The 17,677-nt window shown below is 70.5% G+C and carries 16 protein-coding genes and 2 tRNA genes; 16 read left to right on the top strand and 2 right to left on the bottom strand.

Annotation, left to right across the window (positions count from 1 at the left end; all coding sequences use genetic code 11):
• Positions 1-50: 50 nt before the first annotated feature.
• Positions 51-734 (bottom strand): vitamin K epoxide reductase family protein, encoded by a 684-nt coding sequence (locus tag HMPREF2863_RS06835; RefSeq protein WP_083315283.1) that lies wholly within the window; start codon positions 732-734, stop codon positions 51-53.
• Between the two features lie 401 nt (positions 735-1,135).
• Here HMPREF2863_RS06835 and HMPREF2863_RS06830 point away from each other — a divergent pair, with 401 nt between their 5' ends.
• The 14 genes from HMPREF2863_RS06830 (at position 1,136) to HMPREF2863_RS06765 (ending at position 13,943) form a co-directional block, all read left to right on the top strand.
• On the top strand, positions 1,136-4,147 hold the full coding sequence (locus HMPREF2863_RS06830) for an Rne/Rng family ribonuclease (protein ID WP_371327625.1): 3,012 nt from the start codon (positions 1,136-1,138) through the stop codon (positions 4,145-4,147).
• A 212-nt stretch (positions 4,148-4,359) separates the two neighbouring features.
• Positions 4,360-4,665, top strand: a complete 306-nt coding sequence (rplU, locus tag HMPREF2863_RS06825; protein WP_067190214.1) for a 50S ribosomal protein L21 — start codon at positions 4,360-4,362, stop codon at positions 4,663-4,665.
• Positions 4,666-4,722: 57 nt separating this feature from the next.
• Positions 4,723-4,980: a 50S ribosomal protein L27 gene (rpmA, locus tag HMPREF2863_RS06820; RefSeq protein ID WP_067190216.1), complete on the top strand. Its 258-nt coding sequence runs from the start codon at positions 4,723-4,725 to the stop codon at positions 4,978-4,980.
• Positions 4,981-5,201: 221 nt separating this feature from the next.
• Positions 5,202-6,755 carry a GTPase ObgE gene (obgE, locus tag HMPREF2863_RS06815; protein WP_070638996.1) on the top strand — a complete coding sequence of 518 codons (1,554 nt, stop codon included), beginning with the start codon at positions 5,202-5,204 and terminating at the stop codon, positions 6,753-6,755.
• Positions 6,756-6,859: 104 nt separating this feature from the next.
• On the top strand, positions 6,860-8,077 hold the full coding sequence (gene proB, locus HMPREF2863_RS06810; protein ID WP_070638995.1) for a glutamate 5-kinase: 1,218 nt from the start codon (positions 6,860-6,862) through the stop codon (positions 8,075-8,077).
• Between the two features lie 87 nt (positions 8,078-8,164).
• On the top strand, positions 8,165-9,472 hold the full coding sequence (locus tag HMPREF2863_RS06805; protein WP_067190222.1) for a glutamate-5-semialdehyde dehydrogenase: 1,308 nt from the start codon (positions 8,165-8,167) through the stop codon (positions 9,470-9,472).
• Positions 9,473-9,555: 83 nt separating this feature from the next.
• A complete protein-coding gene (locus HMPREF2863_RS06800; protein ID WP_070638993.1) occupies positions 9,556-9,795 on the top strand; it encodes a hypothetical protein in 240 nt (79 codons plus the stop codon).
• 117 nt (positions 9,796-9,912) lie between these two features.
• On the top strand, positions 9,913-10,611 hold the full coding sequence (nadD, locus tag HMPREF2863_RS06795; RefSeq protein ID WP_255218010.1) for a nicotinate-nucleotide adenylyltransferase: 699 nt from the start codon (positions 9,913-9,915) through the stop codon (positions 10,609-10,611).
• A gap of 76 nt (positions 10,612-10,687) precedes the next feature.
• Positions 10,688-11,116 (top strand): ribosome silencing factor, encoded by a 429-nt coding sequence (gene rsfS, locus HMPREF2863_RS06790; protein WP_067190228.1) that lies wholly within the window; start codon positions 10,688-10,690, stop codon positions 11,114-11,116.
• A 12-nt stretch (positions 11,117-11,128) separates the two neighbouring features.
• Positions 11,129-11,815, top strand: coding sequence for a histidine phosphatase family protein (locus HMPREF2863_RS06785; protein WP_070639010.1), 687 nt, complete (start codon positions 11,129-11,131; stop codon positions 11,813-11,815).
• Positions 11,816-11,930: 115 nt separating this feature from the next.
• Positions 11,931-12,006 (top strand) — tRNA-Ala (locus tag HMPREF2863_RS06780).
• Positions 12,007-12,101: 95 nt separating this feature from the next.
• Positions 12,102-13,016, top strand: a complete 915-nt coding sequence (locus tag HMPREF2863_RS06775) for an amidohydrolase family protein (RefSeq protein ID WP_070639008.1) — start codon at positions 12,102-12,104, stop codon at positions 13,014-13,016.
• Positions 13,017-13,174: 158 nt separating this feature from the next.
• Positions 13,175-13,250, top strand: a tRNA-Ala gene (locus HMPREF2863_RS06770).
• Positions 13,251-13,403: 153 nt separating this feature from the next.
• Complete coding sequence (locus HMPREF2863_RS06765) at positions 13,404-13,943, top strand: GNAT family N-acetyltransferase (protein ID WP_070638991.1); 540 nt, start codon at positions 13,404-13,406, stop codon at positions 13,941-13,943.
• A 262-nt stretch (positions 13,944-14,205) separates the two neighbouring features.
• On the opposite strand, the gene HMPREF2863_RS06760 is transcribed toward HMPREF2863_RS06765, so the two are convergent.
• A complete protein-coding gene (locus tag HMPREF2863_RS06760) occupies positions 14,206-15,285 on the bottom strand; it encodes a GNAT family N-acetyltransferase (protein WP_070638990.1) in 1,080 nt (359 codons plus the stop codon).
• Positions 15,286-15,419: 134 nt separating this feature from the next.
• Between HMPREF2863_RS06760 and HMPREF2863_RS06755 the strand changes: the two genes are divergently transcribed.
• The gene (locus HMPREF2863_RS06755; RefSeq protein WP_070638988.1) at positions 15,420-15,941 is read left to right on the top strand and encodes a TetR/AcrR family transcriptional regulator; all 522 of its coding nucleotides are present in this window, start codon (positions 15,420-15,422) and stop codon (positions 15,939-15,941) included.
• Positions 15,942-16,222: 281 nt separating this feature from the next.
• Positions 16,223-17,608 carry an NAD-dependent succinate-semialdehyde dehydrogenase gene (locus HMPREF2863_RS06750; RefSeq protein ID WP_070638986.1) on the top strand — a complete coding sequence of 462 codons (1,386 nt, stop codon included), beginning with the start codon at positions 16,223-16,225 and terminating at the stop codon, positions 17,606-17,608.
• Positions 17,609-17,677 lie beyond the last annotated feature (69 nt).

Below are 17,677 nucleotides of genomic sequence, written 5' to 3'. Positions count from 1 at the left end.
TCCGTACGGAAGGCGACGGCCCGTCGTCGTACAGGTCCGCCGCGGGCGGCTCAGAGGCCGAGGACGCCCAGCCCGAAGCGGAGGACGATCGAGGCCGCGACCGCGAGGTACAGGAGGACGACCACAGGCCAGGCGAACTCGCGCGCCCTGGACCGCAGGCCCTCGGAGGCGGGGATCAGACCGTTCTGGATGGTGGCGGAGGTCACCATGACGGCCTGGATGATGACCATGGCCCAGACGATCATGCAGTACAGGCAGAGGGTGTTGATCTGGTAGACGGCCGCGTACCACAGCCACACGGCGAAGCCGAGGCCGGCGAGGATGCCGAGGTTCATCAGCAGCCAGTACCAGCGGGCGAAGCGGGCGCCGGCGAACAGGGACACGGCCACGGTGATCAGCACGGAGAAGCCCACGATGCCGACGTAGGTGTTCGGGAAGCCGAAGGTGCCGGCCTGCCAGGACTGCATCACCTTGCCACAAGACATCCAGGGGTTGAGGTCGCAGCTGGTGCGGTGGTTCGGGTCCACCGCCAGGAGCGCGCGCTCGACGATGATGATGATCGTCGCCGCGAGCGCGACCAGCGAGGTGATCAGCAGCATCGCGGCGATGCCGCGCGGGCGGGCGAGGGCGCCGCGCTCGTCCGGGGACGGGGCGGTGCCGCGCGGCGTGAGCGCGGTGGCGTCGTGGGCGACCGGTGCAGCGGCGGTGGCTGCGGCAGAACTGGTGCGGTCCATGGCAGGCAGTCTAGGCCCGGGGCGCACGAGCTCTGGCTCACGTGTCGGCGTGTGAGAGAATCATTCGCGGACGCACCGTGGCCACACCGCGGACGCGTTCCTCTGGGCGACCGGCCAGGTCGCCGCCGACGCACCGGGGTCGGAAGAGTCCGACCCGGTCCACGCAGCGCGTGGGGCATCGACTCGCCCCGCAGCGCGCGGACCTGGAACGGACACCGGCGGAACCGGCCAGGACGACCCAGTGGTTCCGGACGGGGCAGCCGAGGAGTCTTGAGACGAGCGGCCCGCCGGTTCACCACAGGACTTTGGCGTCTGCTCCGCGACGCACCCCGTGGCCCTTCGGGACCGGCACCGGGGGCAACGCGTCGGGGCGGCAGACCTGGACGCCTCCGGCACGGTGGGTGTGGCACCGTCCGGCGGCAGGAGGAGCTGCAATGGCAGCCGAGAACACCCCCGAGACCACCACGGCGGAACCCGCCGAGACCACCGCGGAGACGGCGATCGCGCCGACGGCAGCGGAGACCACGGCCGAGCAGGCCGCCACCGCCCAGACCTTCACCTTCGACCCGTCGGACCCGTTCGCCGTGCCGGAGGACCTGATCCCGACCCTCACCGCCTCGGAGCCTCGCCGCGGGGACCGCGACGAGGAGAAGGACGAAGCGGGGCGTGACGACCACGACGACCAGGACGACGACGAGTCGCCGGAGTCCGGACGCAGCCGCCGCCGTCGCCGGGGCCGGGGCCGTGGCTCCCGCACGGACCACGGCGGGCCCGGCGCCGACGCCGACGGCGAGGACGTCGAGTCCGAGGACTCCGGCGAGGAGAACCGGGACGAGGAGCGTGAGACGGGCACCACCTCGCGCCGTCGTCGCAAGCGTCGCCGCGGATCGGTGGACATGGAGCTGGACGGAGGAGAGGAGGGAGACCCGGAGAACACGGTGACCCGTGTCCGCGCCCCGCGCCAGGCCTCCGTGAAGGCCACGGACGCCGTGCAGAGCGTCAAGGGCTCCACCCGCCTGGAGGCCAAGCGCCAGCGCCGCCGCGACTCCCGCGCCGGGGGCCGCCGCCGTCAGGTCATCACCGAGGCCGAGTTCCTTGCCCGTCGCGAGTCCGTGGACCGCAAGATGCTGGTCCGTCAGCGGGACAAGCGCATCCAGATCGCCGTGCTGGAGGACGGTGTGCTCGCCGAGCACTTCGTCTCCCACACCACGCAGGACTCGATGATCGGCAACGTGTACCTGGGCAAGGTCCAGAACGTGCTGCCGTCCATGGAGGCCGCCTTCGTGGACATCGGCCGCGGCCGCAACGCCGTGCTCTATGCCGGCGAGGTCGACTGGTCCGCCGCCGACCTGGACGGCAAGCCGAAGAAGATCGAGAACGCCCTGAAGTCCGGCGACTCGGTGCTCGTGCAGGTCACCAAGGACCCGGTGGGCCACAAGGGCGCCCGTCTGACCAGCCAGGTCTCCCTGCCCGGCCGCTACCTCGTGTACGTGCCCGGCGGCTCGATGACCGGCATCTCCCGCAAGCTCCCGGACGTGGAGCGTTCCCGCCTGAAGAAGATCCTCAAGGACCACCTGCCGCAGGACGCCGGCGTGATCGTCCGCACCGCGGCCGAGGGCACCTCGGAGCAGGAGCTGCAGAACGACATCAACCGCCTGCGCGCCCAGTGGGAGGGCATCCAGGAGAAGGCCAAGGGCACCAAGGTGCTGGCCCCGGAGCTGCTGTACGCGGAGCCGGACCTGACCATCAAGACCGTCCGCGACGTCTTCAACGAGGACTTCTCCGCGATGCTCGTGCAGGGTCAGGAGACCTGGGACAACATCGAGGCCTACGTGATGTACGTGGCCCCGCACCTGCTGGACCGTCTGCACCACTGGGTGCCGGAGGACCACGAGGGCGAGGACCTCTACACCACCCACCGCATCGATGAGCAGCTCCACAAGGCGCTCGAGCGCAAGGTGTACCTGCCCTCCGGCGGATCGCTCGTGTTCGACCGCACCGAGGCCATGACCGTGGTGGATGTGAACACCGGCAAGTTCACCGGCTCCGGCGGCAACCTCGAGGAGACCGTCACCAAGAACAACCTGGAGGCCGCTGAGGAGATCGTCCGCCAGCTGCGCCTGCGGGACATCGGCGGCATCATCGTCATCGACTTCATCGACATGGTGCTCGAGTCCAACCGGGACCTGGTGCTGCGTCGTCTGGTCGAGTGCCTCGGCCGGGACCGCACCAAGCACCAGGTGGCCGAGGTGACCTCGCTGGGCCTGGTGCAGATGACGCGCAAGCGCATGGGCACCGGCCTCGTCGAGGTGTTCTCGGAGACCTGTGAGCAGTGCGCCGGACGCGGCATCCTGATCCAGGACGAGCCTGTGGACCGCCACCGCTCCCACAACTCCCACGGCGAGCCGCGCGGCGAGGGCGACGGCCGTCGTCGCCGGAAGAGGCGAGGCGGCAGCGGCGGACAGCAGCACGACGGCGACGCCGCTCAGAAGGACACCGCAGGTTCCGCCGACGCCGAGGTCTCCGAGGAGGAGAAGCAGCGTCAGGAGCGGGCCGCCGCCGCGCGGGCCGCGCTCCAGTCCATCGCCAAGGCCTCCGGCAAGTCCGTCGACGACGGCACCGCCTCCGCAGCGGAGGACACCGCCGCCCCGACCGAGCCCGCCACCGCGTCGGCCGGTTCTGACGGACCGGATGCTTCCGACGGACAGGACGGTTCCGGACAGGAGCAGTCCTCCGGCCGTTCGCGCCGCAAGCGGCGCGGCAAACGCCGCCGCGGCCGCGGCGGCGAGGGCCGTGGCGGTGAGGGCCGCAGCGAGGGCCGGGACCAGGAGCAGGACGACTCCGAGTCCGACGGCCGCGATCGCGCGGACACCGGCCGCCAGGACGCGGAGCGCAAGGACGCCGAACCGAAGGCCGAGGGCCGCGACGATGCCGTGCAGCAGCGCGCCGGGCAGGGCGAGGCCGCCCAGGCCGGTCCGACGGACGACGCCGTGATCACCTTCGACGGCGAGCCGGTCTCCGTGCCGCGCCGTCGCGGCGGGCGCCGTGCCGCGACGGAGGAGGGCGCCAAGGACCTCTCCGCCCTCGAGGACGCCCTCGAGCAGAAGTCGGCCTCGCGCCGCCGTTCCGAGCCGAATGAGACGAAGTCCACATCCGCCGACGCCCGGGATGCGGCCGACGACCGGTCCGCGGCGGACGGCCGGGAGCAGCCGGCGCCGCGTCGTCGTTCCCGCCGGGCCGTCTCGTCCGGCTCTGCCGGCTCCGCGGTGAGCACCGTCGAGGACCAGAAGGCCTCCGGCGGCGCCACCTTCACCGCCACCGCCGGCGCCCCGGCGAAGAAGGAGGAGGCCACCTCCGCCCCGGTGATGCTGGGCGTGGGCGTCAAGGCGGAGGACATCGTCCGCCACCGCTGAGCCGGTGTCCGCTCCGGTCGCCACGCCGCCGGAGCGGACATTTGTCCGGTGAACCGTGACCGCGTATGATGGTCACTCGGTGTTCACCGCCAGCTGGCTCCCGCATGCCCGTCGCACACGGCGGCGAGGTTCGGAATTTCGGAGCCGCACGTGCGGTCGAGAAGCAGGCGTGGACACAGTCAATCCGAAACGTCGAGAGAAGTGAGTCCCAAGTGGTGTACGCGATTGTCCGCGCTGGCGGCCGCCAGGAGAAGGTTGCCGTCGGCGACCTCGTTACCCTTGACCGCGTTGCCGCTGAGACCGGTGGCTCCGTCGAGCTGCCCGCTCTGATGCTGGTGGACGGGGACAAGGTCAAGGCAGGCACCGACGCCGCCGGTGTGAAGGTGACCGCCGAGGTCGTCTCCCACTCCCGTGGCAAGAAGGTCGTCATCCAGAAGTACAAGAACAAGACCGGCTACAAGAAGCGCCAGGGTCACCGCTCTGAGCTGTCCACGGTCAAGATCACCGAGATCGCCTGAGGCCTGCCCCGCGCAGGACCGGCACCTCGATAGCATCCGAGAGGATAGGTAACAGCAATGGCACAGAAGAAGGCCGGCAGTTCCTCGAAGAACGGCCGTGACTCCAACCCGCAGTACCTGGGCGTGAAGCGCTTCGGCGGCCAGGTCGTCTCGGCCGGCGAGATCCTCGTCCGCCAGCGGGGCACGAAGTTCCACCCGGGCCACAACGTGGGCCGCGGCAAGGACGACACCCTGTTCGCCCTGTCCGCCGGCTCGGTGGCCTACGGCCAGCGCCGCGGCCGCAAGGTCGTGGACATCGTCCCGGCCGCCGAGTGACCCTCGGCTGAACAGACTCCGTCGGCCCGCAGATCGGTGAGATGACACCGGCCCGCGGCCGCACAGACGCCCCGGCGGGGGCGGGTCGCTGACACCACTCACGACCCGCCTCCGCCGTCGGCGTACCCGGGCCCTTCGGGCCCCACGGACGGCCACGGCCGACTCCGTACCCGCAGCGCGGTCTCCGCGCACCGCCCCTGACCCGAGGAGGGACGTCCGACATGGCAGCCTTCGTGGACCGCGTGGTCCTGCACCTCACGGCCGGCAACGGCGGCCACGGCTGCGTCTCCGTGCGGCGCGAGAAGTTCAAGCCCCTCGGCGGCCCAGACGGCGGCGACGGCGGCAACGGCGGCGACATCACGCTCGTCGTGGACTCGCAGACCACCACGCTGCTCGGATACCACCAGGCGCCGCACCGCTCCGCCGAGAACGGCGGCCCCGGCATGGGCGACAACCGCTCCGGCAAGCATGGACAGGACCTGATCCTGCCGGTGCCGGACGGCACCGTGGTGAAGGACACAGACGGCAACATCCTCGCGGATCTGGTGGGGGAGGGCGCCACCTTCACGGCCGCCGCCGGCGGCCAGGGCGGCCTCGGCAACGCCGCGCTGGCCTCCAGGAAGCGCAAGGCACCGGGCTTCGCGCTGCTCGGCCTGCCCGGCGAGCAGCGGGACGTGGTCCTGGAGATCAAGACCGTTGCGGACATCGCCCTGGTGGGCTACCCGTCCGCCGGGAAGTCCTCGCTCATCGCTGCACTCTCCGCGGCCCGCCCGAAGATCGCCGACTACCCGTTCACCACCCTGGTCCCGAACCTCGGCGTGGTGCAGGCCGGCGACGTCCGCTACACCGTGGCCGACGTGCCGGGCCTGATCCCCGGCGCCTCCGAGGGCAAGGGCCTCGGCCTCGAGTTCCTCCGCCACGTCGAGCGCTGCGCCGCGCTGGTGCACGTGCTGGACTGCGGCACCTTCGAGTCCGACCGTGACCCCGTCAGCGACTTCGAGGCCCTCGAAGCCGAGCTCGAGGCCTACGCGGTGGAGCCCGTCTTCGCCCAGGGCGGCGCTGGTGTGGTCCCGCTCAACGAGCGCCCCCGCCTCGTGGCCCTGAACAAGACCGACCTTCCCGACGGCGCGGACATGGCGGACCTGGTCCGGGCGCAGCTCGAGGAGCGCGGCCTGCGCGTCTTCGACATCTCCGCGCTCGCCCACCAGGGCCTGGACGCCCTCAAGTACGCGATGGCCGAGCTCGTCGAGGCCGCCCGCGCCCAGGAGCCCGAGCCGGAGCACGCCGCGCCGGTCGAGGTGCCGCGCCGCCGCGCCAGGAAGGGTCAGAACCATGAGTTCGACATCCGCCGCGAGGAGCGCAACCTGCTGCCGCTGTTCCGCGTGCGCGGCCCGAAGCCCGAGCGCTGGGTCGCCCAGACCGACTTCACCAACGACGAGGCCGTCGGCTACCTCGCCGACCGTCTGCACCGCCTGGGCGTGGAGGACGGCCTGTTCAAGGCCGGCGCCAAGCCCGGCGACGCCGTCGTGATCGGCGACGACTCCACCGGAGTCCTCTTCGACTGGGAGCCCACCATCTCCACCGGTGCCGAGCTGCTCGCCGGCCCCCGCGGTTCCGACATCCGTCTGGAGGAGCGCACGCGCGCCACCCGCCAGGAGAAGCGCGAGGACCAGGACCGCCGCAAGGCCGCCCGCGCGGCCACCCGCGCCGAGATGGAGGCCGAGCGCCGCGCAGGCATCTGGACCGAGACCTACGACCGCGACGACGAGGACTGACCCCCTCCACCGCTTCCGGGCGGCCGGCGCGGGGGAGCTCCCGGTCGGCGACCCGGCCGCCGAACGACCACCGCCCCCGAGACACCGAGGAGAGTCCACCGCACATGGCCGACCGCAAGACCGTCGTGTACCGCTACGCCACCCCCGCCACCGGAGGTGCGCCCGGAGAACCGAAGACGAACCCGGTCACCACCAGGGACACCCTCCAGGACGCACGCCGGGTGGTCATCAAGATCGGCTCCTCCTCCCTGACGACGGACCAAGGCCTGAACACCGAGGCCATCGACGCGCTCGTCGACCTGATCGCGTCGCTCCGCGAGCGCGGCACCCAGGTCGTGCTGGTCTCCTCCGGAGCGGTCGCCGCCGGCTTCCCGCAGCTCGGCCTGGCCCGCCGCCCGAAGGACACCGCGACCCAGCAGGCCGCCGCCGCGGTCGGCCAGGGCGGCCTGATGGCCTACTACTCGCAGTCCTTCGGCCGCTACGACACCACCGTGGCCCAGGTGCTGCTGACCGCGGAGGAGCTCATGCGCCGCGGCCAGTACATCAACGCCCACCGTGCGCTGGCCCGGCTGCTCACCCTGGACGTCATGCCGATCGTCAACGAGAATGACGCCGTGGCCACCCGCGAGATCCGCTTCGGTGACAACGACCGCCTGGCCGCCCTCACCGCCAACCTCGTCAAGGCCGACCTGCTCGTCCTGCTCTCCGATGTGGACGCCCTCTACACCGGCCACCCGTCGAAGCCCGACTCGCGCCGCATCGACTCGGTCGGTTCGGACGAGGACCTTGCCGGCGTCGATGTCGCCACCCCGGGTTCGGCCGGCGTCGGCACCGGAGGCATGGTCACCAAGGTGGACGCCGCCGGCATCGCCGCGACCACCGGCATCCCGACCCTTCTGACCTCCGCCCCGAAGGCGGCGGCCGCGTTCGCCGGCGAGGACGTCGGCACCTGGTTCGAGGTCGCCGGCCGGCGCCGCTCCGCGCGCGCCGCCTGGCTCGGGCTGACCGCCGAGGTCCGCGGGCGGCTGGTGCTGGACGACGGCGCCGTCCGCGCCGTCATCGAGAACGGACGATCCCTCCTGGCCGCCGGCATCACGGAGTTCAGCGGCCAATTCACCTCCGGCGACGTCGTGGAGATCGCGGACTCCCACGGGAAGGTGCTGGCCCGCGGCATGGTCCAGTACTCCTCCTCGCAGCTGCCGCGCATGCTCGGCCGCTCCACCGAGACCCTCAAGGAGGAGCTCGGAGCCGGCTACGACGGCGTCGTCGTCCACGCCGACGACCGGGTGAAGCTCGCTCCCTCGCACTCCGCCTACCGCTGATCCGGCGGGCGGGCACGCCCGCCGGCCGGCACCGATCAAGACCGAACGCACATCCTCATCCGCAGCCATCGACGAAGGGTGACAGACATGACCGAGAACCAGAACGCAGAGAACAAGACCGTCGACGCCATCCTCGAGATCTCCCGCCGCGCCCGCGCGGCCACCCCGGAGCTCGCCACCGCCGGCCGCGCCCGCAAGGACGAGACCCTGCAGGCCATCGCGGACGCCTTGCGCGCCTCCTCGACCGTGATCCTCGAGGCCAACGGGAAGGACGTGGAGCGGGGGCGCGAGAACGGCACCTCCGAGGCCCTGCTGGACCGTCTTCGCCTGGACAAGGACCGCCTGGAGGGCCTGGCCACCGCCGTCGAGGCCCTCGCCGCCCTGCCGGACCCGGTGGGCGTCGTCGTCCGCGGTCGCATGCTCCCCAACGGCGTGCGCATGCAGCAGACCCGCGTCCCGATGGGCGTGGTCGGCGCCGTCTATGAGGCCCGTCCGAACGTCACCGTGGACATCGCCGGCATCGCGCTGAAGTCGGGCAACGCCGTGGTGCTGCGTGGCGGCTCGGCGGCAAAGGACACCAACACGACCCTCATCGCGGTGCTGCGCCAGGCGATCGAGAACCAGGGCTTCGACCCGAACCTCGTCCAGGGCATCGACGATCTGGGGCGTGAGGGCGTCACGGCCCTGATGACCACCCACGGGGCCGTGGACGTGCTCGTCCCGCGCGGCGGCCGCGACCTCATCCAGAGGGTCGTCCGCGAGTCCCGCGTCCCGGTCATCGAGACCGGCGAGGGCAACGTGCACCTGTTCATCGACGAGTCCGCCCCGGTGCAGATGGCCGTGGACATCGCCGTGAACGCGAAGACCCATCGCACCTCCGTCTGCAACGCCGCCGAGACCCTGATCCTGCACCGCGGCGCCGAGGAGGCCTCCCGTGAGGTCCTGCGGGCCCTCACCCGTCTCGGCGTCCGCCTGCACGCCGACGCCGAGGCGATGACGCTCATGCCGCAGGGATCGGACCGCGGCGACAACGCCGTGGACCCGGTCGAGGCCACGGACGAGGACTGGGCCACCGAGTACCTGGACATGGAGATGGCCGTGAAGACCGTGGGCTCCCTGGCGGAAGCGGTGGAGCACATCACGCAGTACTCCACCGGCCACACCGAGGCCATCGTGACCAACGACCTGGCCAACGCGGACCGGTTCGTGCAGGACATCGACTCCGCCGCGGTGATCGTCAATGCGTCCACCCGCTTCACGGACGGCGGCGAGCTCGGCCTCGGCGCCGAGGTGGGCATCTCGACCCAGAAGATGCATGCCCGCGGCCCCATGGGGTTGGAGGAGCTGACCACCACGAAGTGGATCCTGCGCGGCGACGGCCAGATCCGGCGCTGATTCCGGGCTAGACTGGTTCCGACGCCCCTGCGCCGCCGTCAGCACGGTCCGGCGCGCTCATCCGATCGCACCGAGGAGCGAGAATGCTGAACTCCGCCATCGTCCTGGCCGCCGGCGAGGGCCACCACGTCGTCAACGAGCTGCCGATCCCGGCGCCGTGGTACGGCATCATCGTGTTCGTCAGCCTGATGTTCATGCTGCTGTGCATCATGGGCATGCGCTCCGTGGGCATCCGCCCGTCGGAGCCGGGCGACGAGGTCGTCCCGCACGGCCACGAGGCCCAAGGCCACGGTTCCCACCAGGCCCAGGGTCACGGCCGCTGACACCGCTGCCGCAGCGGCCCCGGGCGTTCCCCTCGAGCCCCGGGGGCCGCGGCGGCGTTGTCTTCCGACGTGAACGACACGCACCCGAACACGCCGTCCGCCGACGCCTCCGCGTCCGTGGGCGGCGCTGTCGCACCCGGGCCGGGGGAGCGGCGCTTCCGCCTGGGGATCATGGGCGGCACCTTCGATCCGATCCACCACGGTCACCTGGTGGCCGCGTCCGAGGTGGCGGCCCGCTACGAGCTCGACGAGGTCGTGTTCGTGCCCACCGGCCAGCCGTGGCAGAAGGCCGGACGGGACGTCTCGCCGGCCGAGCACCGCTACCTGATGACCGTGGTCGCCACCGCGTCGAACCCGCGCTTCACGGTCTCCCGCGTGGACATCGACCGTCCGGGCGCCACCTATACGGTGGACACGCTGCGGGACATCCGCCGCCAGCGACCCGAGGCGGAGCTGTTCTTCATCACCGGCGCGGACGCGCTGAGCCAGATCCTCACCTGGAAGGACATCGACGAGGTCTGGGACCTCGCGCACTTCGTCGGCGTGACCCGGCCGGGCCACAGCCTGACGGACTACGGTCTGGAGGGCGACATCTCGTTGCTGGAGATCCCGGCCATGGCGATCTCCTCCACGGACTGCCGTGAGCGCGTCGCGGCCGGCCGCCCCGTCTGGTACCTCGTGCCGGACGGTGTGGTGCAGTACATCAACAAGCACCGGCTCTACCTCAGGGCCGCTCCGAGCGGCACCGGGCACCGGGCAGACGGCTCAGGGGGCGAGGCAGACCGAGTCCACGACGACGGCACCCGCCGTCGCTGACCGGCTCGCCTCGTCGTCCGCGACGGCCTCCGCCGTCTGCCCGACGTACCCCACCGACCACTTCCGAAGGAGATCCATGACCGTTCCGGAGATCACCCGCACCGCCCTGCTCGTGGCCGCCCGTGCCGCCGAGGACAAGCTCGCCGAGGACATCGTCGCCTTCGACGTCGCCGAGCGACTCGGCCTGACCGACGCCTTCCTCGTGGCCTCCGGCGCCACCGAGCGTCAGGTCAACGCCATCGTGGACGGCGTGGAGGAGGAGCTCCTCAAGCAGGAGCAGCTGAAGCCGATCCGCCGCGAGGGACGTTCTGACGGCCACTGGGTGCTGCTCGACTACGGCCACTTCGTGGTGCATGTGCAGCACGCCGAAGACCGTGAGTTCTACGCCCTCGACCGCCTCTGGAAGGACTCGCCGTCCATCGACCTGCAGCTGGAGGGCCACGCCTCCCCGGCGTCGGCGGGCGATCCCGAGCCCGAGGACCCGGCCGAGCCCACCAGGGACTGATCGGCTGTGCCCGTGCGTCTGATCCTGCTGCGACACGGTGAGACGGACTGGAATGCGGAGGACCGCTACCAGGGCCGCACGGACGTCGACCTCAACGCGACGGGGCAGCGCCAGGCCCGCGCCGCCGTCGCCCGGTTCCTCGCCGGTGCGCTCGAGGACGCCGACGAGCTGGTGGCCGTGGCCTCTCCGCTGACGCGCGCCCGTCGCACCGCGGAGATCGTCCTTGAGGCCGCCGTCGGAGACGTCGAGCTCACGCTCGACCCGGACCTCATGGAGCTGTACGGCGGGGACTGGGAGGGGCTGCGCCTGGCCGAGATCGCCGAGCGCTGGCCCGCTGAGCACGAGGCCTGGCGCGGCACCCCGGACCTGGACGCCGGTCCCGTGGCCGGGGAGACCCTCCGGGCAGGCGGTCAGCGCGTGTTGGCCGCCCTCGGTGAGCACGTGCCACCGGCCTGGACCCCGGCGCGTGGAGCCGGGGAGCGTGCCCCGCAGGCCCCGGTCCTGCTGGTCGTCGCCCATGGCGGGGTCCTGCGCTCGGCCGTCGGGCTGCTGCTCGGCGCCGAAGGCGAGGACTTCGCCGCGCTCGAGCGGATCGAGAACGCCCGCGCTGTGGTGTTCGAGGGTGACTGTGCCGCCGGCGGGCCCGCGTCACGGCGGATCGTGGACGGCTGCTGGCAGCTGCGCGGCTACAACGTCTGAGTCGTGCACGGCGCCGATTTGGCCGCTCCGTCGGGTCCGGTGTACAGTAGTCGAGTTGCCAGCGCGACGAACGGACGGGGAACCTTCCGCGAACGCGGTGGAAACACCCTTTTTCGGGGGTATGGCGCAGTTGGTAGCGCGTCTGCATGGCATGCAGAAGGTCAGGGGTTCGAATCCCCTTACCTCCACCACAGCGAAGGGCCCGGATCGAAGGATCCGGGCCCTTTGCCGTCATCTGGTTCCTCGTGAGGTCGAGGCCCAGAGGCCGGGCACGTAGGGTGTGACCATGAGCACGTCACCTGCCTCGCCGCTTGCCGGCCTCGCCCCAGCACGGGATGCCGATGTCCCCGCCTTCCTGAAGGACCTGGGCCTGCCCGGTCTGGTGGACCTGCACGTGCACTTCATGCCGGAGAGCGTCCAGCGCAAGGTGTGGGGAGTGTTCGACGCGCTCCCGGAGCAGGGTCTGCCGGCCTGGCCCGTCTCCTATCGGTTCGACGACGAGCAGCGCGTCCGCATCCTGCGCGAGCTGGGCGTGACCGCCTACGGCACCCTGAACTACGCGCACCGTCCGGGCATGGCCGCCTGGCTGAACGAGTATTCCTGCGCCTTCGCGGCGGAGCATCCGGACGCGATCCACTCGGCCACCTTCTACCCGGAGCCCGAGGCTGACGCCTACGTGGCCGAGGCGCTCGCGGCAGGGGCGCGCCTGTTCAAGGTGCACGTGCAGGTCGGCGCGTTCTCCCCGGTGGACCCGTTGCTCGAGCCGGTGTGGCGCAGGATCGCCGTTGCGCGCACGCCCGTGGTCATCCACTGCGGCTCCGGTCCGCACCCGGGGGAGTTCACCGGTCCGGAGCGCATCGCCCGGCTCGTGGAACGTCACCCGGACCTCGTGCTGGTCATCGCCCACGCGGGCATGCCGGAGTATCGCGAGTTCGCCGCCCTCGCCTGTGAGCACCCGAACGTGTACCTGGACACCACCATGGTCGGCACCGACTACATGGAGGAGCTGGTCCCCACGCCCGAGGACTTCCCTGAGCTGATGCGCCGGGCCGCCGGCAAGGTCGTGTTGGGCAGCGACTTCCCCACCATCCCCTACGGCTACCACCACCAGCTCCAGGCACTGTCCTCCTGGGGGCTGGGGGAGGACTGGCTGCGGGACGTCCTCTGGCACACGCCGTCCCGCCTCGTCGGGCGGGCCTGACGGGCACGCCGCCACTGGGGAACACTGGCTGCGGGCACTGACGGGCATCGCCCGTTGCCGTGCCTGTGGCGGCTCCGCCGATTTGCATCGGCTCTCGAGTACTGGTTATAGTTCTCGAGTCGTTCGGGCGAGAGATCGGCTGGAGGACGCCTCGATCTGGGGGTATGGCGCAGTTGGTAGCGCGTCTGCATGGCATGCAGAAGGTCAGGGGTTCGAATCCCCTTACCTCCACCAGACGAAGGGCTCGGAGCGCACCCTCCGGGCCCTTTCTCGTGCGCCGACCACACGGCGGACCGCACGTCGACGGCGGAGGCGCGGGAGCGTCGTCGGGCGTACTCTGAGGCGTCTTGCCCGCCTTGACCCTGGCCGTCAGAAAGGCCCGCCGCCATGCACCTGCGCCACGCCCGCCCCGAGGACGCCGCGGCGATCGCCGCCATCTACAACCACGCCGTGGAGCACACCACCGCCATCTGGAACGACGCCACGGTGGACGCAGACAATCGCGTCGCCTGGATGGCCGACCGGCAGCGGGCCGGGTTGCCCGTCCGCGTGGCCGTGGACGCGCCCGAGGGGCAGGACGGCGAGGTCGTCGGCTACGCCACCTACGGGCCCTGGCGTGCCTTCGACGGCTACCGGCACACCGTGGAGCACTCCGTGTACGTGCGCGAGGACCAGCGTGGCCGCGGCCTGGGCCGGTGCCTCCTGGAGGACCTCGTGGAGTCCGCACGGGATGCCGGCGTGCACGTGATGGTCGCCGGCGTCGAGTCCGGCAATGCGGGCTCGATCCGCCTGCACGAACACCTCGGATTCATCGAGACCGGCCGGTTGCCGCAGGTCGGCTGCAAGTTCGGCCGGTGGCTGGACCTCGTCTTGCTCCAGAAGACGCTGGACTCCCGCCAGACTCCCGACGACGGTCGCGTGCCCTGAGTTCTGAGCCTCACCGGGCGTGGGCTCGCCTCTCTACACAGACGTTCTGCACCGGCGAGGGCGCGGATCGATGCTGCGCGGAACCGTCTTAGCGGGCTGGACGGTCGTCGACCATACGTACGTCCCGGTCAGCAAGCTGGAGGACTGCTTTTCTTGGACATGCTCAGCTCGTTCTTGCTTCGACTCGGAACGCATCCCGGGATGCTTCACCGATGCCTGGCAGATAGAGGAAGAGTAGGCCGCATGAAAGTCCGACTCCCGATCATTGGCGCATGTGCTCGGAGGCAAGTCGCGCGTAAACAAGGGTGTCCGTCCATTCGCCCTTGCTGAACCAGTCCTGGACGTGATGCGCTTCCAGTCGGAGCCCGATGCGGCGAGCGAGTGCTGCGGAGGCGCTGTTGCGGGCATCCATCTGCGCGGTGATGCGATGGAGCCGGTAGTGGTCGAACCCGAGGGCGAGTACTGCTCGGACGGCTTCGCTGGCGAAACCTTGCCCCCCGTGCGCCGGGTCGAGAACCCACCCGATCTCGCCTTGACGGTGCTCGTGATCGGTGAGCCACAACGCGACGTCTCCGATCGGGACGCCGTCATGCTCGATGACCAGCGCAAGCGCGCCAGTCTCGCCATCGATGTCGATCTTCGCCAGGCGCTCGGCGAGCTTGTCGCGGGTGACTTCCGCGGTCCACGGCTCGTCCAGCAGGTAGCGGGCAACCTCGGGTCGCGAGTACAGCTCGTGAAGCCATTCGGCATCACTTGCCTCGTGCAGTCGGAGCCGAAGCCGCTGCGTCACCAACGGCCACTGGGTGCCGGGCGCCAGATCGCGCCGGTAATGGAACAACTCCTCCTGCTGTCCTGCGGGCGTGGTCCCCACGCGCCGCTCGACCTCACGGAACCCGGCGTTCGTCAGGCACCGCTGGGAGGGCTTGTTCTCCGGGAGTGTGCGTGCCGTCAAGGATTGAAGCCCACTGTTGTGCGCCAAGCGCGATGCCAACTCCAGGCCCCGACGAGCGTGCCCTTCGCCGCGTGCATCGGGATGAATCCAGAACCCGACCTCGGCAGCCTCGGAGCTGACGTCGAAGAGCACCACGGAGCCGACGAACCGTTCCGTCTCGGCGTCGGCAAGTGTGAGGACTGCAAGGGTGCCGGACGACAGGCCAGCCGCGACCTCTTCGCGGATCATCCGCCGCACGGACTCGGGGGTGTAGTCAGGTTCGGGCAGGTGGCCGAAGCGCCGCACGGCGTCATCCTTGGTGCCGGCTGCGTACGCGTTTGCGTCCTGCTCAGAGAGGGGGCGTAGGCGAGTGTTCTCCAAGGTGATCGGGAGGGTGGTGGCATCCAGCATGCGCTAAACCTAACAAAGAACGGATAGCTGCCTGAAGCGTGTGTGGTTAGGCTGGCGGGGTGAGCTACTGGGCGCACCGCAAACCTGTGCAACGCCTCCGTGCGGTGGACATCGGGGAGGTGGCAAGGGCATCCGTGAGTCTGCTGGACGAAGGCGGGTTGAAGGCCCTCACCCTGCGGTCTGTGGCGCAACGGGTGGGTGTTGCGCCAGCCAGCCTGTACTCCCGCGTGGAATCAGTCGACGACCTGTTCGACCTTGCTCTCGACACCGCGCTGGCGGACGATCCCGTGATGTCCGAATCGATCCGCAACGCTGACCTGCCCTCCTTGATGCACGCCTTCTTCGAGCACCTCACGGCTCACCGCTGGGCCGGCCAGGTCATCGGCATGCGCGCGCCCAGGGGCCCGGCATACCTGGCCCTTTCCGAGCGGATGTGCATCCTGCTCGAACGTGCGGGTGCCTCGGATCCACTGGGAACTGCCTACATGTTGTCCAACTTGGTGATCGGCGCCTCCATGACTGCGCCCGTGGCGTCTGACGAGAAGCGCGTCGCCATCGATCCTGACCAGGCCCCTACCTACGCGCGGCTCCACGCGAGGCACCACATCAGCCCGCACGAGATTCTCGCCGACGGCATCAGGGCGCTCTTGTCGTGAGGGGGCCTTGTGATTCGGTGGCTGCCCTGCGTTGCTGATGGCCACGGGTTGGTCTGCGTCAGAGCGGTCTCGATCGCCGCGCACCGATACTCGGACGGGCCGATCCCGACGATGTCGGCACGGCGCCTCGCCTCAGTGCTGTGCGTCCAGTTCCCGGACGGCCGCCCGCACCGAGGCGGTGCCGGCCTTCGCGGAGCGTGTGACCGGTCGCCGCCACGCCGGTGTGACGCACAGCGCAGGACAGGACAGAATGAGGGGCACCCGAGGAGAGGAGACACCCCATGACCACCGCCACCGGATACCGCGTGCACAACCCGGCCACCGACGAGGTCGTCGAGACCTTCGACTCCCTGCAGGACTCCGAGATCGACGGCGTTCTCGCCACCGCCGTGGCCGGCCAGCGCGAGTGGGCCGCCCTGTCCGTGAACGAACGCGGGACGATCGTGCAGAAGGTCGCCGACCTGTTCGACGAGCGCAAGCACGAGCTCGCGCAGATCATCGCCGAGGAGATGGGCAAGCGCCTGTCCGAGGGCGTCGAGGAGGCCGAGTTCAGCGCGGAGATCTTCGGCTACTTCGTGAAGAACGCCGCCGAGCTGTCCAAGGACCGACCGATCGAGTCCTTCGCCGGCGGCCGCGCCATGGTCCGCAGCCTGCCGATCGGCGTGCTGCTGGGCATCATGCCGTGGAACTTCCCGTACTACCAGATCGCCCGTTTCGCCGCCCCGAACCTGATGCTCGGCAACGCGATCGTGCTCAAGCACGCGGAGATCTGCCCCCGCTCGGCCCTGGCCGTGCAGAAGATCATGGACGACGCCGGCGTGCCGGCCGGCGTGTACACCAACGTGTTCGCCACCCATGAGCAGATCTCCGAGTTCATCGCGGACCCGCGCATCCAGGGCGTCTCCCTCACTGGCTCCGAGCGCGCCGGCGCCATGATCGGCGCCCAGGCCGGCCGGCACCTGAAGAAGGCCGTGCTCGAGCTCGGCGGCTCCGACCCCTACGTCATCCTGGACACGGAGGACGTGGCCGCGGCCGCCGCCACCGCCTGGGGCACCCGCATGTACAACCAGGGCCAGGCGTGCAACTCGAACAAGCGCATGATCGTGGCGGAGGACATCTACGACGAGTTCGTGGCCGAGCTGGTGAAGCTCGCCTCCGCCATGACTCCCGGCGATCCGGCCTCCGAGGACGAGACCGTCTACCTGCCGCTGTCCTCCCGCGGCGCCGCAGAGACCTTGGCGGAGCAGGTGGCGAAGGCCAGGCAGCAGGGCGCCACCGTGCACGTGGGCGGCGAGCTCGCCGACGGCGCCGGAGCCCTGTTCTCCCCGGCCGTCATCACCGACGTCACCAAGGACATGGACGCCTACAGCGAGGAGCTCTTCGGCCCGGTGGCCGTCGTCTACAAGGTGTCCTCCCCGGAGGAGGCCCTCGACCTGGCCAACGACACCCCGTTCGGCCTCGGCGGCGCGGTGTTCTCGCAGGACGAGGCGCTCGCGGAGAGGATCGCCTCGCAGCTCGAGGTGGGCATGGCCAATGTGAACACCCCCGCCGGCGAGGGCGCCGAGATCCCGTTCGGCGGCGTGAAGCGCTCGGGCTTCGGCCGTGAGCTGGGACCGCTCGGCATGGACGAGTTCGTCAACAAGCAGATGTACTACGTGCAGCCCTGAGTGCCGGCTCGGGTCCCAGTGATCTGAGCATCGTCCACCACGACGGGCCCTCGCCTTCCAGCCGAAGGC

Origin of the sequence: Micrococcus sp. HMSC067E09 (assembly GCF_001812555.1) — a bacterium.
In the GTDB taxonomy this organism is placed as follows: domain Bacteria; phylum Actinomycetota; class Actinomycetes; order Actinomycetales; family Micrococcaceae; genus Micrococcus; species Micrococcus lylae.
The sequence above is the reverse complement of the archived record's forward strand: the minus strand, read 5'-3'. Positions and strand labels throughout refer to the sequence as shown.

Excerpts from the sequence above, each read along its gene's own strand:
- HMPREF2863_RS06835 (WP_083315283.1), bottom strand. The coding sequence starts at position 734 with ATGGACCGCACCAGTTCTGCCGCAGCCACCGCCGCTGCACCGGTCGCC.
- rpmA (WP_067190216.1), top strand. The coding sequence starts at position 4,723 with ATGGCACAGAAGAAGGCCGGCAGTTCCTCGAAGAACGGCCGTGACTCC.
- obgE (WP_070638996.1), top strand. The coding sequence starts at position 5,202 with ATGGCAGCCTTCGTGGACCGCGTGGTCCTGCACCTCACGGCCGGCAAC.
- proB (WP_070638995.1), top strand. The coding sequence starts at position 6,860 with ATGGCCGACCGCAAGACCGTCGTGTACCGCTACGCCACCCCCGCCACC.
- HMPREF2863_RS06805 (WP_067190222.1), top strand. The coding sequence starts at position 8,165 with ATGACCGAGAACCAGAACGCAGAGAACAAGACCGTCGACGCCATCCTC.
- HMPREF2863_RS06800 (WP_070638993.1), top strand. The coding sequence starts at position 9,556 with ATGCTGAACTCCGCCATCGTCCTGGCCGCCGGCGAGGGCCACCACGTC.
- rsfS (WP_067190228.1), top strand. The coding sequence starts at position 10,688 with ATGACCGTTCCGGAGATCACCCGCACCGCCCTGCTCGTGGCCGCCCGT.
- HMPREF2863_RS06775 (WP_070639008.1), top strand. The coding sequence starts at position 12,102 with ATGAGCACGTCACCTGCCTCGCCGCTTGCCGGCCTCGCCCCAGCACGG.
- HMPREF2863_RS06765 (WP_070638991.1), top strand. The coding sequence starts at position 13,404 with ATGCACCTGCGCCACGCCCGCCCCGAGGACGCCGCGGCGATCGCCGCC.
- HMPREF2863_RS06760 (WP_070638990.1), bottom strand. The coding sequence starts at position 15,285 with ATGCTGGATGCCACCACCCTCCCGATCACCTTGGAGAACACTCGCCTA.
- HMPREF2863_RS06750 (WP_070638986.1), top strand. The coding sequence starts at position 16,223 with ATGACCACCGCCACCGGATACCGCGTGCACAACCCGGCCACCGACGAG.